Source organism: Arthrobacter sp. HS15c (assembly GCF_040812005.1).
Classification (GTDB): domain Bacteria; phylum Actinomycetota; class Actinomycetes; order Actinomycetales; family Micrococcaceae; genus Arthrobacter.
Genome location: NZ_JBFOHM010000004.1, coordinates 56,750 through 73,209 on the forward strand (window position 1 = coordinate 56,750; position 16,460 = coordinate 73,209).

11 protein-coding genes are annotated in these 16,460 nt (G+C 66.5%); 6 read left to right on the forward strand and 5 right to left on the reverse strand.

What is annotated here, in order from left to right:
• Positions 1-103: 103 nt before the first annotated feature.
• Positions 104-1,072 (reverse strand): methyltransferase, encoded by a 969-nt coding sequence (locus ABV518_RS07330; protein ID WP_367766217.1) that lies wholly within the window; start codon positions 1,070-1,072, stop codon positions 104-106.
• A 195-nt stretch (positions 1,073-1,267) separates the two neighbouring features.
• Between ABV518_RS07330 and ABV518_RS07335 the strand changes: the two genes are divergently transcribed.
• Positions 1,268-2,329, forward strand: coding sequence for a lactonase family protein (locus ABV518_RS07335; RefSeq protein ID WP_367766218.1), 1,062 nt, complete (start codon positions 1,268-1,270; stop codon positions 2,327-2,329).
• A gap of 291 nt (positions 2,330-2,620) precedes the next feature.
• Positions 2,621-5,707, forward strand: coding sequence for an alpha-amylase family glycosyl hydrolase (locus ABV518_RS07340; protein ID WP_367766572.1), 3,087 nt, complete (start codon positions 2,621-2,623; stop codon positions 5,705-5,707).
• Here the strand turns inward: ABV518_RS07340 and ABV518_RS07345 are convergent.
• Positions 5,679-6,584 (reverse strand): SDR family oxidoreductase, encoded by a 906-nt coding sequence (locus tag ABV518_RS07345; RefSeq protein ID WP_367766219.1) that lies wholly within the window; start codon positions 6,582-6,584, stop codon positions 5,679-5,681. The genes ABV518_RS07340 and ABV518_RS07345 overlap by 29 nt on opposite strands.
• Positions 6,581-8,803, reverse strand: coding sequence for a 4-alpha-glucanotransferase (gene malQ, locus ABV518_RS07350; protein WP_367766220.1), 2,223 nt, complete (start codon positions 8,801-8,803; stop codon positions 6,581-6,583). Before malQ ends, ABV518_RS07345 begins: the two co-directional genes overlap by 4 nt.
• 255 nt (positions 8,804-9,058) lie before the next feature.
• On the opposite strand from malQ, the gene ABV518_RS07355 reads away from it, so the two are divergent.
• Entirely contained in the window at positions 9,059-11,773 is a 2,715-nt protein-coding gene (locus tag ABV518_RS07355) for a GH32 C-terminal domain-containing protein (RefSeq protein ID WP_367766221.1), read from the forward strand.
• Positions 11,774-11,846: 73 nt separating this feature from the next.
• Here ABV518_RS07355 and ABV518_RS07360 read toward each other — a convergent pair whose 3' ends face one another.
• Positions 11,847-12,140 carry a putative quinol monooxygenase gene (locus ABV518_RS07360; protein WP_367766222.1) on the reverse strand — a complete coding sequence of 98 codons (294 nt, stop codon included), beginning with the start codon at positions 12,138-12,140 and terminating at the stop codon, positions 11,847-11,849.
• A gap of 83 nt (positions 12,141-12,223) precedes the next feature.
• The gene (locus ABV518_RS07365; RefSeq protein ID WP_367766573.1) at positions 12,224-13,225 is read right to left on the reverse strand and encodes a LacI family DNA-binding transcriptional regulator; all 1,002 of its coding nucleotides are present in this window, start codon (positions 13,223-13,225) and stop codon (positions 12,224-12,226) included.
• A gap of 164 nt (positions 13,226-13,389) precedes the next feature.
• Here ABV518_RS07365 and ABV518_RS07370 point away from each other — a divergent pair, with 164 nt between their 5' ends.
• Genes ABV518_RS07370 through ABV518_RS07380 form a run of 3 tightly spaced genes read left to right on the forward strand, consistent with a single transcriptional unit; the run spans position 13,390 to position 16,370 of the window.
• Positions 13,390-14,502: a substrate-binding domain-containing protein gene (locus ABV518_RS07370; protein WP_367766223.1), complete on the forward strand. Its 1,113-nt coding sequence runs from the start codon at positions 13,390-13,392 to the stop codon at positions 14,500-14,502.
• A 27-nt stretch (positions 14,503-14,529) separates the two neighbouring features.
• The gene (locus tag ABV518_RS07375; protein WP_367766225.1) at positions 14,530-15,579 is read left to right on the forward strand and encodes an ABC transporter permease; all 1,050 of its coding nucleotides are present in this window, start codon (positions 14,530-14,532) and stop codon (positions 15,577-15,579) included.
• The gene (locus tag ABV518_RS07380) at positions 15,576-16,370 is read left to right on the forward strand and encodes an ATP-binding cassette domain-containing protein (RefSeq protein WP_367766226.1); all 795 of its coding nucleotides are present in this window, start codon (positions 15,576-15,578) and stop codon (positions 16,368-16,370) included. Before ABV518_RS07375 ends, ABV518_RS07380 begins: the two co-directional genes overlap by 4 nt.
• The last annotated feature ends 90 nt before the right edge of the window (positions 16,371-16,460 follow it).

Sequence of the window (16,460 nt, forward strand, 5' to 3'; positions counted from 1 at the left end):
TCAACGATCAGCACCGGAGGATCGATCCCAAATGATGCAACAGATGATCGGGACAGCTGAGCCGGGGTCTTGAAGGCAAACCGGGGACCTGGGTAGGGAAGGCCTAGAAAAGTAGGAGTCCGGACGCGAGCAGACCACTCTGCGGCGCTGCGCCGATGACGACGGTGCCGTCCAGTTCATCCGAGTGGACAGTCCGGGCGGCGAATCCCGCGGCGTCCATTATCGCGGCGGTTCCGGCCGCCTGCCGTTCGCTCGTTTCGATGAGGAGGTGCCCGTCAGGAGCCAGCCAATCCGCGGCCTCCGCAATCACCCGCCGGTGCAGGTCCAACCCGTCGGCGCCGCCGTCGAGCGAGACGCGGGGCTCGTAGTTCCGGGCCTCAGGCGGCATGGTCTGCAGCGCGCCAGTGGGCACATACGGAGCGTTCACGGCCAATAGCCGAACACGCCCGCGGATCTTGGAAGGCAGCGCCGAGTACAGGTCGCCCTGATAGATCTGCCCCGCAACCCGTGCGATGTTCACGCGCCCGCAGCTCACGGCCACGGGGTCAATGTCCGCGGCGTGAAGTTCCACACCGGGTAACCGGGAAGCAATCGCGACCCCAACCGCCCCTGAACCGCAGCACAGATCCACAAGAATTCCTGCAGCCATGGGCGGCGGGGGCGGCGACTGCGGCAGGCGCGGCGTGCTTGGCGTGCTTGGCGTGGCCGGCGGGCCGGCCGCATCGGTGAGGGTTTCCGTCGTGAGACCAACCGTTGTGAGACCAACTGTTGCGAGACGTTCCTGCAGAAGCGTCACCGCTTCGGAGACGAGAAGCCCGGTGCGCCGGCGTGGCACAAAAACGCCGGGATCCACCGCGACGCGGAGTCCGCAAAACTCAGCCCAGCCGAGGATGTATTCCAGGGGTTCACCGGCAACGCGGCGATCCACCCATCCGGCCAGTTCAAGGGTGCTGGTGGCCTCGGACAGGAGCAACCGGGCCTCATCTTCGGCGAAAACGCAGCCTGCTGCCCGCAGCGCAGAGACAACATGGGCAAACGTGAGGGAATCAGAAAATAGTTCAGGAGCTGGCATGGGGACGCCTTTCGGTGAGCCGAGGGGGCACTCCGCGCGTCATCTAAGCCTGGCGGCCCGAACGGCAGGGTGAGGGAGTACCCGAAACTGATGAAGCGGTAATCTCACTCACCTCCTTCTGCCTTGACTGGAACTCCCATGCTAACTGACGTCGCAATCCAGCCGCAGAAGCCAAATGTTGGCAGGATGGACCCCATGACTTCCGCGCAGCAGCAGACCCTCATCTGGACCGGCACGTACACAGCCGACGGCGGCGGCCAGGCAGACGGAATCGGCGCCATCGCGGCCAACAACGACGGCACGCTCGAATGGCTGGGGACGGCAGTAACGGCAGATTCGCCGTCGTTTGTTGCCGCGCACCCCACCTTGCCGGTGGTCTACGCCGTCGCCGAGCAGCGCCAGATGGTCCGGGCCTTCCGGCGCACGGGAGAGTTTGGCTTGGAACCGATCGGTGAACCGCAGCCTGCCGGCGCTGCGACCTGCCACGTCGCCGTTGACCCCGAGGGCCGCTTCCTCATTGCCGCGTGCTGGGGTGACGGACAGGTCTTGCTTTACGAACTGGACCACGACGGCGGCATAACAGGGCGGTTCCAGGCCGCACCGTCGGTGGATCCCCACCACAGCGAAAGCCACAGCACCAGCGCCGAGCAGCCAAGGCAAAGCCGGGCGCACGCGAGCCTGATGCTCGCCGACGGCCGGATCATGACCACCGACCTGGGCCACGACACCCTGCGGATCTGGAACTACGTCCCCGGCGAAGGGCTAACGCCGGATCACGAGCTCGTCCTCCCGGAAGGCAGCGGGCCACGCCACCTCGTCCAGCACTCCAGCGGGAGCGTCTTTGTGGTGTCGGAATACTCAATTGAGGCCTTTGTGGTGGCGGCCGGTGAAGACGGCAGGTTCACGCTGCTGAACGCCGGGCCAGCAACGTCCGGCGGCGCGCTGCCGGGCGATTCCGCAGCGGAGATCTGCCTGGGGCCTGGCGGCGAATATGTGTACGTGGGAGTCCGTGGCTCCAACCTGATCAGCGTCCTGCAGGTCGGCCCGAGCGGCGCCGTTCTCTCGCCGCTCAAGGACATCGCCAGCGGCGGTAACTGGCCGCGGCACCACCTGGTCCGCGGCCAGTGGCTGCACGTGGCACACGAGCGCTCGGGCGACGTTGCCACCTTCGAACTGGACCCTGCCACCGGCCTGCCCGGGCCGGTTCTTCAGGTCCTCAAGACACCCTCACCCACCGCCTTGGTGCCCGCGAGCTAGCTTTCAGGCCTTTCCCTAAACACTGGATTTATTCAGTGCAAGCGCTTACAGTTGTGACTTGGTTCACAGGATAGCCCTCGAGGGCCCTGTCGGACCGACCAACACCGAAGCAGTAGTCACTTGCCCACGGCAAGCCTGTACAGCAGCGCCGCTAACCCAGGAAGGTCTCCTGACGTGAACTCCCGCACCCCCAGAGGCTCCACCCCAGGCCTCGATCCAGCCATCCAAACGTGCCCACCACCCAGCCGGACAACGCTCCTGCGCACCGCGCCTTTCCGCGCTGCTGCCGGCATCCTGGCCGCGGCCGTAGCCGCGGCCACAGCTGTGCTCCCTGCGCAAGCGGCGCCCGGCCCCAAGGGCCCGGGGTCGTCGTCGGCCCTTCATTCACTCCGCGCCCCGGTGACGGACGAGAACTTCTACTTCGTGATGGCGGACCGTTTCAGCAACGGGGACACAGCCAATGACGACGGCGGGCTGGGCGCCGACCCCATGGTGTCCGGCTTCGATCCAACCAAAAAAGGCTTCTACAACGGCGGAGACCTGGCCGGCTTGCTGAACAAGATCGACTACATCCAGGGCCTGGGCACCACCTCCATCTGGCTGACGCCGAGCTTCAAGAACAAGGCCGTCCAGCCGGAGGACAAGTCGGCCGGCTACCACGGCTACTGGGTCACCGACTTCACCCAGATCGATCCCCACCTGGGCACCAATGACGAACTGCAGGCCCTCATCGACGAGGCACACTCGCGCGGCATGAAGGTCTACTTCGACATCATCACCAACCACACCGCGGACGTGATCGGCTACCAGGAGGGAGCACGCCAGCCCTACGTCTCCAAGGACACGGAGCCCTACAAGACCACGGCCGGTGCGGCGTTCGACGACCGCGACTACGCCGGCACTGACGCTTTCCCGGCCCTCAACGCAGCAACCTCGTTCCCGTACACGCCCGTCCTGGATAAGGCCGAACAGAACCTGAAAGTGCCCAACTGGCTGAACGATCCCACGCTTTACCACAACCGCGGCGACACCACCTTCCAGGGCGAGGACTCCTACTACGGCGACTTCTTCGGACTGGACGATCTCTTCACCGAGCACCCCAGAGTGGTCAGTGGCATGGAGGAGATCTACAAGACCTGGATCGGCGATTTCGGCGTGGACGGCTTCCGGATCGACACCATGAAGCACGTCAACAACGAGTTCTGGCAGGAATTCGGCCCCGAGGTCCTCAACTACGCCAAGGCACAGGGCAAGGACGAATTCTTTATGTTCGGCGAAGTCTTCGACACCTCCAAGTCATTCACCTCGCAGTTCACCACCCGGAACCAGATGCAGGCCGTGCTGGACTTCCCGTTCCAGGACGCCGCCCGCAGCTTCGCTTCCAAGGGCCAGGCCACCCGCTCTCTGGAGTCCTTCTTCGCCGGCGACGACTGGTACACCGACGCCGATTCCAACGTCTACCAATTGCCCACTTTCCTGGGCAACCACGACATGGGCCGCATCGGCAGCTTCATCGCAGCCGACAACCCTGGTTCAACCGACACGGAGCAGGTGGCCCGCGACCAACTGGCCCATGAGCTGATGTATCTCTCCCGCGGCAACCCGGTGATCTACTACGGTGACGAGCAGGGCTTCACCGGTCCGGGCGGGGACCAGGATGCCCGGCAGACGCTGTTCGCAAGCCAGGTTCCGGACTACCTCGACGACGACCTGCTGGGAACCGACGCCACACACGCCACCGACAACTTCAACGCCGGCCACCCGCTGTACGCCAAGATCAGCCAGCTCGCGGCCCTGACCAAGGAACACCCCGCCCTGCGCGACGGCGCCCACCAGCACCGCTACGCCTCCGATGGTCCCGGGATCTATGCCTTCTCCCGTACCGACTCCGACGACCAGCGCGAATATGTCGTTGCACTGAACAACAGCGAGCAGCCGCAGACGGCGGACGTGCCCACCTACATCGAAAAACGCACCTACACCCGGATTTATGGCGGCGCCGCCGAGGAAGCCAAGACCTCGGCGGACGGGAAGCTGACGGTCACCGTACCGCCGCTATCCGCCGTGGTCTACGAGTCCTCGGGCCGCATTCCGCACTCCAAGGCGGCTCCCGCCGTCGCACTCCAGGAACCTGCTGCTGCAACCGCGGACAACGGCCGGATCAAGGTGACGGCCGACGTCGACGGTGCTTCGTTCTACGAGGTCACCTTCGAGGCGAAAACAGCCGGCGGTGGCTGGGCGCCCATCGGCACCGACGACACCGCCCCCTACCAGGTGTTCCACGACGTAGCGGCTTTGGATGCCGGCACCGCCCTGGAATACCGGGCCACCGTCCTGGACAACAACGGCCACACGGCCACCAGCGCGTCCAAGGCAGCCTCGGTTCCGGCACCAATCCTGACCATTCAGAAGCCGGTTGAGGGCAGCAGCGTGCAAGGGTCAGTCGAGCTCAGCGCCACGGCCGATCCGGAAAAATCCAGCCACCTGGTGTCCTTCGAACGCAGCGTGGCCGGTGGAGAATGGACGGCCGTGGGCTCAGACGATTCCTCGCCGGTGTACTCGGTTGCGGATGACCTGGCTGCCTTGGAACTGGCCGACGGCACGAAGGTGCAGTACCGCGCAACCATGTCGGGGCCCGGCTTCAACGTGGTCAGCGAACCGAGGACGGTGTTCGTGGGGGAAGCCCCGCAGCCCGGCTCGGTGACTGTGGCGGGGAACCTGAACCTGCAGATGGGCTGCGGCGAATGGGCTCCTGCCTGCCCTCAGGCCATGATGACCCTGGACCCGGCGGACAGGATCTGGCGGCTGACTGTTGACCTCCCCGCCGGCCAGTACAGCTACAAGGCCGCGCTGAACGGCACCTGGGATGTGAACTACGGCGCCGGTGGTGTCCTCAACGGGCCGGACATCGTCCTGGACCACCCCGGTGGGGCCGTCACGTTCCGCTACGACAACAGCACGCACGTCGTCAGTGCTCTGTATGCCTCGCAACAGCCGGGCGCCGTTGCCATCGCCGGCAGCCTGGACAGCGAGCTCGGGTGCGCCGCCGACTGGGATCCCGCCTGCGACCAGGCCCAGTTGACCCTGGACCCGGCAACCATGGTGTGGAAACTGGCCGTGGCGGCCCTGCCGGCCGGGACGTATCAGTTCAAGGCTGCGCTGAACCGCAGCTGGGCACTGAACTACGGCGCTGACGGCGTGGCCAACGGCGGCGACATCTCCTATACGCACGACGGCGGCCCGGTCACCTTCCGGTACGACCACGTCACCCACCTGCTCACGGCGGGCCAGTCACCGCGCGGGATGAGTGACAGGTCCAGCTTTGTCACGGTCCCGCTTTGTCACGGGCCTAGCGGACGGTCTGCCCCAGGCCCGTGACAAACCGCCGGATGGCGAGCTCGGCAGTGGGCGGCTCGCCGAAGAACTGCCGCTGGAGGGTGGTGTCCGCGACATAGCGGCCGGTCTGGAACCACTCGATCATGGCGGAGAGGTCCTTGGCCATGGGGCTGACCGGAGCCAGCACCGTTCCCGCCGCGCGCAGAATGCCGGCGGGAACGGTGCTGACGCTGAGCGTCTTGCCGGTGAGCCGCCCGGCGATGTCCGCGACGTCCTGCATGCCCACTGGCCGGTCCCAGCCGATGTCAATGCGCCGGCCTTCGAGATCCGGAAGGTCAACCGCCTCCGCGAGGTAGCCGGCGAGGTCGGCCGTGAGCACAAAGGTCAACGGGATCTGAGGCGACCCCATCCACCTGAGCCGGCCTTTCCTGAACGGATCGCCGCCGAACCGCGTGACCTGGTCCAGGAACGCACCGGGACGGAGTGCCACGAACGGCACGCCCAGTTCCTCAAGCCGGTCTTCCGTGAGCTTCTTGTGCCAGAAGTGCGGAACCTGCGGGGTCTGGTCGCACGTGAGGATGCTGGTGAGGACAAACCGGCGCACACCCGAGCGGCTGGCTGCCTCGACCAGGTTGATGTTCCCCACCGTGTCCGTCTTGGGGGTGTCGCCCTTGCGGTGCCTGGTGTACCCGGCCGCCGAAGTGATCACGGCGTCGGCGCCCTCCACTGCCCGCAAAAGCGACCAGGCATCCATCATGTCGCCCCGGGCGATCTCCACTCCGGCGGCTTCGAGCCGGGACGCATCGGAGCCAGGGCGAACCAGCGCCCGCACGTGTTTGCCGCGCTTGAGCAGCTCCGTGGCAACCTGGCTGCCCAGCATGCCGGTGCCTCCCACTACAAGTACGGGTCCGTCGGTCATGAGAGCGCCTCCGAGACTGCAGCCAGCAATGCGTTGAACCGCGCGTTGGCGGGGAGGTCGTCGATGAACACGGGCTTTCCGTCCGGACCGCCGAGCGGGACCTGCCAGTTCGGGTACAGCGCCTCGGTGGTGCCTGGCTGGTTCTGCACCCGCCGCTCCCCCACCGCATCCACAAGTGCCACCCCGAGCAAGACCGACGGCGACTGGGCCAGCAGGTTGTGCAGCGCCACGATGGTGCGCTCTTCGCTTTGGCCGTCCGCGGTTTCAGTGCCCTCGGGCAGCAGGCCGCGTTCGCGCAGCAGTCCCATCATCTTTTCCAGCGTGGCCGTATGCTCCGCCAGCTCCTCCGCCTCGGAGCGTTCCAGCAGGCCCAGCCTGCTCCGCAGCGCCACGTGGTTTCCAGCCAGGTAGCCGGCAGTAGGCGGCAGGTCGTGCGTGTTGACGCTGGCGAGGGCCTGCGTGCGGTACCTTTCCGGCGGAAGCGGCGAGTCGCCGTCGTTCTCAAACCACAGGATGGACGTCCCCAGGATGCCGCGCGCGGCGAGGTAGTCCCGCACCCACGGCTCAAACGTGCCGAGGTCCTCGCCGATCACCACCGCGCCGGCGCGCTGGGCTTCCAGGGCGAGGATGCCGATCAGGGCGTCGTGGTCGTACTTGACGTAGGCGCCGTCCCGCGGCGAATTGCCGGCCGGCACCCACCACAGCCTGAACAGGCCCAGCACGTGGTCCACTCGGATGCCGCCCGCGTGCCTAAGCACCGTGGAGAGCATGTTGCGGAAGGGTGCGTAGCCGGCCTCGGCCAGCCGGGTGGGATGCCATGGCGGCTGGTTCCAGTCCTGGCCCAGCTGGTTGTACATGTCCGGCGGCGCGCCCACACTGACTCCGGGGGCAAGGACACCGCGCAGCGTCCAGGCGTCGGCGCTGCTCAGGTCGACACCGACGGCGAGGTCGTGGACCACGCCGAGCCGCATCCCGGCGCGGCGTGCCGCCTGTTGCGCGTTCTCCAGCTGCTCGTCACAGATCCACTGCAGCCAGCGGTGGAACCCGATCCTGTCCGCCAGCTTTTCCCTCAGCGATTCGGCTTCGGGCGACCCCAAGGCGCAGTCCGGATCGGCCCAGAGCGGATCCTCCGGCGCCAGGTCCTCGCGGATGGCTGACCATAGCGCGAAGTCGTCCAGCCCCTGGCCGGAGATCCGGCAGAATTCGTCGAACGCGGCCTGCCGCGCCGGTGCGCGGCGGGCGTGGTACAGCAGCTCCAGGGCCTGGAGCTTGGCCGCGTAGACGGCGTTGCGGTCCAGCTTTTCGGCGTCCCTGTTCAGGCCGTGGACCTGCTCCTGGAGCCTGTCCACCGCGGCCCGCCTGCGCGGTTTCAGGTAGGCAATCTCGGGGATGGCCTCCACGCGAATGTAGAGGGGGTTGAAGAACCGGCGCGTGGACGGTGAGTACGGCGAGGGCTGGACCGGCGGGACGGGCTCGGCGGCATGCAACGGGTTGACCAGGACATAATCCGCGCCGCGTGCGCCGCTGAGGGTGGCCAGATCGGCCAGGTCAGCGAAGTCGCCGATTCCCCACGATCGCTTGGACCGCACGGAATACAACTGCGTGGCCAGGCCCCAGCCGCGGCGCTCCAGCAGCGGCGCGGCGGTGGTGAGCCGTGCGGGAACCACCACCAGCGCACCCTTGGCGGTGACGCCGTCGGACTCGGCATGCAGCGTGTGCCAGCCCAGCGGCAGCCCCTCCGGCACGGCGAAAGTGGCGCGCCCGGTGGCGATGCCGTCCACGTCCTGCGGCGGCACCCAGATGTCCTGCTGGACGGCGTCCACGGGCTCGCCGGTTCCCGTTTCCAGCTCCACGTGCAGGCGGGCGGTGGCGCCGTCCCGGACGTGGACGGGAACCAGCGCGGTTTCACCCTGCTGGACCACGACGGCGGGCGGCAGCATCCGCCGCCACGGCGCCAGTTCCGCCTCGGCCAGGGCAGCTTCGATCAGCTCATTGGAATGCGCCGGGACCCCGAGCGCCGCGAGGACCTTGATCAGGGTCTCCGGGGCGACGCTGTGCGGCAGTCCGTCCCAGCCATGGAACGAGGTGCCCACTCCGTGCGCATCTGCGAGGCGCTGCAGGAGATGCTGATCCACGGGCCCACGACCAGCCGCCCCACCGCCGCCGGGCGAACCCGGCGTTCCGGAGAATTGCGCGTACTGCTGATCTGGAGCCTTCATGGATGTCCGCCTCGCCTGGTGTGATGGGCCCGAACTTACATTGATGCTTTGCACGTTGTTGCTTGCGCGCCGGGCTTCGCTGCACCCGGACACACGTTGGTTCCGATTATTGCAGGGGCCGGCGCCGGACCGCTTCAAGACCGGGACATGACTGTTTCAAACCGTTGACTTGTCTTGTGGACATCCCATACCGTTCCTGTCACTGACAACGTTGTCTATCCAATAGGCACGCGCGATGAAGGGCAACCCCTATCCATGCAGATCAACAATTCCCGGACAGTCCGTACATGTTCGGCACTCACCCTGGCTGGCCTCAGCCTCACCGCAATACTCGCCGGATCAGGCCCTGCCTGGGGCTCGGCAGCGCCGGCTTCCCCTGAAATCCAGGCACCAGCGGCACGAACCGTGTCCGAGGCCGCCGGTTCCGGAACGCCTGTCGGCGGGGAGCCGTACCGGCCGGCCTTCCACTACTCGCCGAAGCAGAACTGGATGAACGATCCCAACGGAATGGTCTTCCACAAGGGCGTCTACCACCTGTATTACCAGCACAACCCCTCGGGAAATGCGTGGGGCAACATGTCCTGGGGGCATGCCACGTCCAAGGACCTGACGCACTGGACGGAACAGCCGCTGGCCATCGCCACCGATGACCAGCAGGACATCTTCTCCGGCAGCGTGGTGGTGGACAAGGGCAACACCTCAGGGTTCGGAACCGTGGAGAACCCGCCGCTGGTGGCCGTCTTCACCAGCGCGTACAAGCCGGGATCGCCCTACCAGGGACTGCAGGCCCAGTCGCTCGCCTACAGCCTGGACGACGGCCAGACCTGGACCAAGTACGGCGCCAACCCGGTGCTGAACCGGAACTCGGCAAACTTCCGCGACCCCAAGGTCTTTTGGTACAGCACCCCGGATGGCGGCGGCTACTGGGTGATGGCCGCCGTCGAGGCCACGGACCACAAGGTCCTGCTGTACAAATCCGGGAACCTCTTGGACTGGACGCTCCTGAGCGAATTCGGGCCGGCTAACGCCACGGGCGGGCTCTGGGAGTGCCCGGACCTCTTCCCGCTGGCCGTTGACGGCGACCCCGCCAACATCAAGTGGGTCATGGTGGTCAACATCAACCCCGGCGGCGTCGCGGGCGGATCGGCCGGGCAGTACTTTGTCGGCGACTTCGACGGCACCACCTTCACGTCCGAGACCACCAAAGCCAGCGATGCCCTCCCCGCCGGAACCCCGATCGCCGGCTTCAACAACGGCACCTACGAAGGCTGGACCGTGGCCAACGAACCCGGAAACTGGAAGAACGGCCCGTTGGGAGATGCTCCGGCCACCGGATCGCTGCCCGGACAAAACACGGTGAGCGGCTTTGCCGGGGCAGGGCTGATCAACTCGTTCAACGACGGCGACTGGCCCCTGGGCACCGCGGAATCACCGCAGTTCACGGTCACCAGCGACTACCTGAATTTCCTGGTGGGCGGCGGCCAGCATCCCCGCGTCTCGGACAAGCTGGACAACACCCCGCCGGCCGGTGACCTCCTGTTCAACGGGTTCGAGGTTCCGGACGGAACGTCAATGGCCGACGCCGGCTGGACCGGAACCGCCGACCTGGCACCTTCGTTCCAGCCCGCCACGTCCGGCGGCGACTTCTACATCGGCGCCAAGCGGATCAACACGTTTGATACGGGCGGCGCACCGGGCGACGACAGGCAGGGAACCCTGACGTCGCCGTCGTTCACGCTCTCCCGGGACTTCATGAGCATGCTGGTGGGCGGCGGACACCGGGCCGCGGACTCCGGCCAGCAGTTGGAGGTCCAGCTGCTGGTGGACGGCAACGTGGTCCGGAGCCTGGCCGGGGACGACGCCGGCGCCCTGAACTGGAAGGGCTGGGACGTTTCCGAGTTCGCCGGACGGGAGGCCCAGCTGCGGATCGTGGACCAGGCAACCGGCGGCTGGGGCCACCTGACACTGGACCACGTCATGCTCACCGACCAGGCCGCGGTGCCGCGGTCGGACGAGACCACTGTGAACCTGGTGGTGGACGGCCAGGTGGTCCGGACCGCCACCGGCGCCAACAGCGAGGTCCTGGACTGGGCCTCCTGGAACGTTGCCGAATTCAAGGACCGGCAGGCCAGCATCCGGGTGGTGGACAACAACCGCTTCGGCTGGGGCCACATCCTTGCCGATGAGTTTGTGGCGTCGGCGCAGGCGGCCACCCCGCGGATCCAGACCTACGACTGGCTGGACTACGGCCGCGACTACTATGCCTCCGTCTCCTTCGCCAACATGCCGCAGGACAAGCGCGTGATGCTCGGCTGGATGAACAACTGGGACTACGCGCAGGCCATTCCCACCTCGCCGTGGCGCAGCGCCATGTCACTGCCCAGGGAAGTCGCGCTGACGCAGACTCCGGCCGGACCGCGGCTCACCCAGAAGGCCGTCAAGCAGGTGGATGACCTCGCCGCCAAGCCCAGCTACGCCGAGAAGAGCCCGCGGGACATCACGCCGGGCACCACTGCACTTCCCGCGGCGGCCTGGGGCCAGACCCAGCGGCTCGACGTCACGCTCGCGCCGGGCACGGCATCACGGGCCGGAATCACCGTGCTGGGGAATGGCAGCTCCGCCACCAGGATCGGCTACGACCGGACCACCGGCGAGGTGTACGTGGACCGGCAGAACTCGGGCGACACCGGCTTCCACCCGCTGTTCACGTCGGTGGACTCTGCGCCCGTCACATTGGAGGCCGACGGCACGGTGACCCTGCGGGTGTACCTCGACCGGTCCTCTGTAGAGGTCTTCACCCAGGGCGGGCAGCGGACCATCACGGACCAGGTGTTCCCTGCAGCGGGGGCCAACCAGGTGGCCCTCTTTGCCGACGGCGGCACGGCCCAGTTGAAGTCGGTCACCGTGACTCCGCTGGCACAGTCGATGTTCAGCACGCTGGCCAAGCCGGTCAAGGACCGCCAGAAGTAGCCTGACCCGCCGGGTCTTGTCCGCGGCTCCCTGCCTTGAAGGTTCGGAACCGCGGACAAGCCCAGCTTTGCGGTCAATGGACCGGCTGGAGCCAGGTCAGGATGGAGCCGTCCTCTTCGATCAGGTCCGCGAGCTCGCCGTTGAAGCGTGCACCGTAGTCAGCGCTGATGTGCTCCTGGAAGGCGGCGTCGTCCTCGTAGACCTCGAACACGAAGTACTCACGGGGATTCGCTTCCCGCGTATAAGGCAGGAACAGCTGGTTCCCCGGCTCACGCCTCACCTCGTCGGTCAACTGGCGCATCATCTCCGCCACCCGGTCCTCGCTGCCGGGCTTGACGGTAAATTCGGCGTAAAGCGTTTTGGTCATGGTTGTCCCCTCTGGATTGCTTGGATCTGCTGGTGATTGGGTCTGCTGGTGCTTGGAGGTGCTGGTACTTGGGCCTGCCGGGTTCAGTCCGCAGGCGGCGGGAGCTCACCGGAGCCACGCTGGATGAGCTCGGACGGAACAACGTAGGTCTGTGGCGCACTGCTGTCGCCGTCGATCCGGGCCAGCAGCCGCTCGGCGGCGAGCTTGCCGATCCGTTCGGGGTGCTGGGCGATGACGGTGATTCCGGGCTCCATCATGTCCGCCAGGGTGAAGTCGTCAAAGCCCACCAGGGCCACGCGACGGCTGGCGCCCAGTTCCTTCAGCGCGCGCATCACGCCGAACGTGATGAGGTTCTGGCTGGAGAAAATCGCCGTGGGCGGGTTCTCGGATGTGAGGATCTCCAGGGCGGCCAGCCGGGCTGATTCCTCGTCGTGGAGTCCTTCCCGGACCGGCACTGCGGCGGTCGACTGTCCCGCCCGGCCCAGTTCCTCGATGAAGCCGCGCCGCCGTTCCCGGGCGGTCTGGATGTCCGGCCGGTCGCCCAGGTAAGCCAGCTTCGTGTGGCCGTGGGCCATGAGGTGGGCAGCCGCGCGCGCCGCTCCGACGGCGTTGTCCGTCACCACGGCGTCGGCCTCGATGCCCACCGGCTCGCGGTCAATGAAGACCATGGGCAGGTCCCGGGAATGCTCCGGGATGGCGTACGACTGGCTCCGGGCGATGGGGGTCAGCACCAGGCCGTCCACGCGCCGGCCGAGGAAAGCCGCCACAAGCGACTTCTCCCGTTCGGGGTCATCGTCCAGGCTGGCCGCGAACACGGCGATTCCGCGTGCCGTGAGGGAGTCTTCCATGGCCCGGTGGATCTCGCTGCTGAACGGGTTGGCCACGCTGGGCAAAAGCAGCCCGATGGAGAGTGTTTGGCGGCCGGTGCGGCGGAGGCTGCCCGCCGCCATGTCCAACTGGTAGTTGAGCTGCTGGGATGCCCCGAGCACCCTTTGGCGGGTGGCTTCGGAGACGCCCGGTTCGTCGTTCATCACTCTGGAAACGGTCTTGATCCCCACCCCGGCCAGCGCGGCGACATGGCGCATGGTGGGCCGGCCCTTCGCGGAGTCCGTCTGGTAACGATTCGACATCGTTGTCATTAACTCGCCCTTCATCATCGAATTTGTCTTGACTCTACCCTGTGACGCTGATTACATGATGCCTGACATCGTTGTCAGGCACGGGAAGTGCCACGAACACAGGAGATTCAATGTTGACTTCCAAGACCCCGCGCACCATCGCCCGCCGCCTGGTTGCCGTGGGCGCCGTCCTGACCCTCGGCACCCTGAGCCTCACGGCCTGCGGCGGAAACGCCCCAGCCACCTCCGGCACCGACTCTGGTGAAAAAGTGGGCGTGTCGCTGATCGTCAAGACCACGTCCAACCCGTTCTTCGTCGCCATGCAGGAAGGCGCCAAGAAGGCTGCGGAGGCAGACGGCGTTGACCTGAAGCTCGCCGCCGGCAAGGCCGACGGCGATGAGGACACCCAGATCCAGGCCATCGAAAACGCCATCTCCAAAGGCGACAAGGGAATCCTGATCACTCCCAACGGCCCATCCGTGGTGGATGCCCTGAAGAAGGCCAAGGACGCCGGACTCTTTGTCATCGCCCTGGATACCCCGCCGGACCCCGCCGACGCCGCGGACATCACCTTCGCCACCGACAACTTCGCGGCCGGCGAGCTGATCGGCAAGTGGACCGCCGCGCAGCTTGGCGGCAAGAAGGCCACGATCGCCCTGCTGGACCTGTTTGACGACAAGGTTGTCTCCGTTGACTACAACCGCGACCAGGGTTTCCTCACGGGGCTGGGCATCGACACCGCTGACGCCAAGAAGAACGGCGACGAAGCCAAGACCGGCAAGTACACCGGCGGCAAGGGCGGCGAGTACGAGATCGTCGGGAGCCAGGCCTCCCAGGGCGCCGAAGACGGCGGCCGAACCGGCATGGAGACCCTGCTGTCCAAGAACCCGAACATCAACGTTGTTTACACCATCAACGAGCCCGCCGCAGCCGGCGCCTTCGAGGCCCTGAAGTCCGCGGGCAAGGAGAAAGACGTCCTGATTGTCTCGGTCGACGGCGGTTGCGCCGGCGTGGACAACGTCAAGTCCGGCATCATCGGCGCCACCGCACAGCAGTACCCGGTCAAGATGGCCGAAATGGGTGTCAAGGCCATCGTCGAACTGGCCAAGACCGGCAAGAAGCCTGCCAACTCCGCGGGCCTGGACTTCTTCAACACCGGTGTTGAGCTGGTCACCGACAAGCCCGCAGACGGCGTCAAGGGCATCACCACGACTGAAGCCAGCGACATCTGCTGGGGCAAGTAAGTGGGCAGAACGATCTCAGGAGAAACCGTGACCCAGCAACAGACCGCCGGACCCCCCGCTGCAGGGCAGCAGGCCGACCTGGCAGAAGAATTCCTCGACCGCAGGACGCCACTCAGCCGGATACGCAATATCTTGCACCGCTACCCAGCCGTCAGCCCCGCCCTCGTCCTTCTTATAGCCGTCGTGGTCTTCGGGCTGCTCAATGACAGGTTCCTGCGGGTTGAAAACCTCTCGCTGATTACCCAGCAGGTGTCCGTGGTGGGCACCCTGGCCATCGCCCAGACGCTCATCATCCTCACCGCCGGCATCGATCTGTCCGTCGGAGCCGTCATGATCCTCTCCTCAATGATCGTGGCCCAGCTCGCCGTCAACAACGGACTGCCGGCACCCGTTGCGCTGCTCGCAGGCCTGCTCGTCGGACTCGCCGCCGGCGCCCTGAACGGGTTCCTGGTCACCAGGTTCCGCCTCCCCCCGTTCATCGTCACCCTGGGCACGCTCAACATCTTCATCGCGCTGACGCTGCTCTACTCCAGCGGAGCGACAGTTCGCGGCTCGGCAATGCCGGACCTCCTGACCTGGACGGGAAGCACCTTCCCGGTGGGCCCCGTGCGGATCTCCACCGGCGTCGTCGTGATGCTGCTTCTCTACATCGCCATCGCGTTCATCCTGGGCAAAACCGCCTGGGGCCGGCACGTCTACGCCGTCGGCGATGACAAAGAAGCCGCCCGCCTGGCCGGCATCGCCGTGAACAAAGTCCTCATGAGCGTCTACCTCGCCGCCGGAGCCGTCCTGGCCATCGGCGCCTGGATCCAGATCGGCCGCACCAACGCGGCCAGCCCCAACGCCGGCGTGGACCTGAACCTTGACTCCATCACCGCCGTCGTGATCGGTGGGACCAGCCTCTTCGGCGGGCGCGGTTCGGTGTGGGGGACCCTCCTGGGCGCCCTGATCGTCGGCGTCTTCCGCAACGGACTCTCCCTTGCCGGCCTGGACGTGCTGTACCAGACCCTCGCCGTGGGCGTCCTTATCATCCTCGCTGTGTCCATCGACCAGTGGATCCGAAAGGTGAAGTCATGACCGCGTCCCAGCTGGAATCCGCCGGCACCGAGGTCCGCCAGCCCATCCTGCAGGCCAGGAACCTCGTCAAGACCTTCGGCCGGGTGGTGGGGCTCGACGGCGTCAGCCTGGACCTCTACCCGGGCGAAGTCCTGGCGATCATCGGCGACAACGGGGCGGGAAAATCCACCCTGATCAAGTGCCTCACCGGGGCCGAGGTTCCCGATTCCGGCGAGCTCTTTGTGTCCGGCCAGCCGGTCCACTTCAAGCGCCCGCAGGACGCCCGCGTCCACGGAATCGAGACCGTCTACCAGAACCTGGCCGTCTCGCCCGCGCTCGATGTCGCCTCCAACCTGTTCCTGGGCCGCGAGGAGCGCGTGGCCGGACCGCTCGGCAGCATCTTCCGGGTTCTGGACACCAAGGGCATGCGCCGCAAGGCGAAAGAGGAGCTGACCCGACTTGGCATCTCCACGCTGCAGGACGTTACGGTGCCGGTGGAGAACCTCTCCGGCGGCCAGCGCCAGGCCGTGGCAGTGGCCCGCGCGGCGGCTTTCGGCTCCAAAGTCGTAGTGCTGGACGAGCCGACGGCGGCGCTCGGCGTCCGCGAGTCCAACCAGGTTTTGCAGCTGGTCAGGGACCTCCGGGACCGGGGACTGCCCGTCATCCTGATCAGCCACAACATGCCGCACGTGTTCGACGTTGCGGACAGGATCCACATCCAGCGGCTGGGAAAGTGCGCGGCAACCATCACGCCGCAGTCCCACACGATGACCGACGCGGTGGCCATCATGACCGGTGCCGCCACCGCCTGACCTGCGCTACCCCGCACCGCCCCGGGTTCATCCCCACCTGATACATCCCCAACCTCCGTCCGCGGGCCTGCACCAGGCCCGCGGACGGCC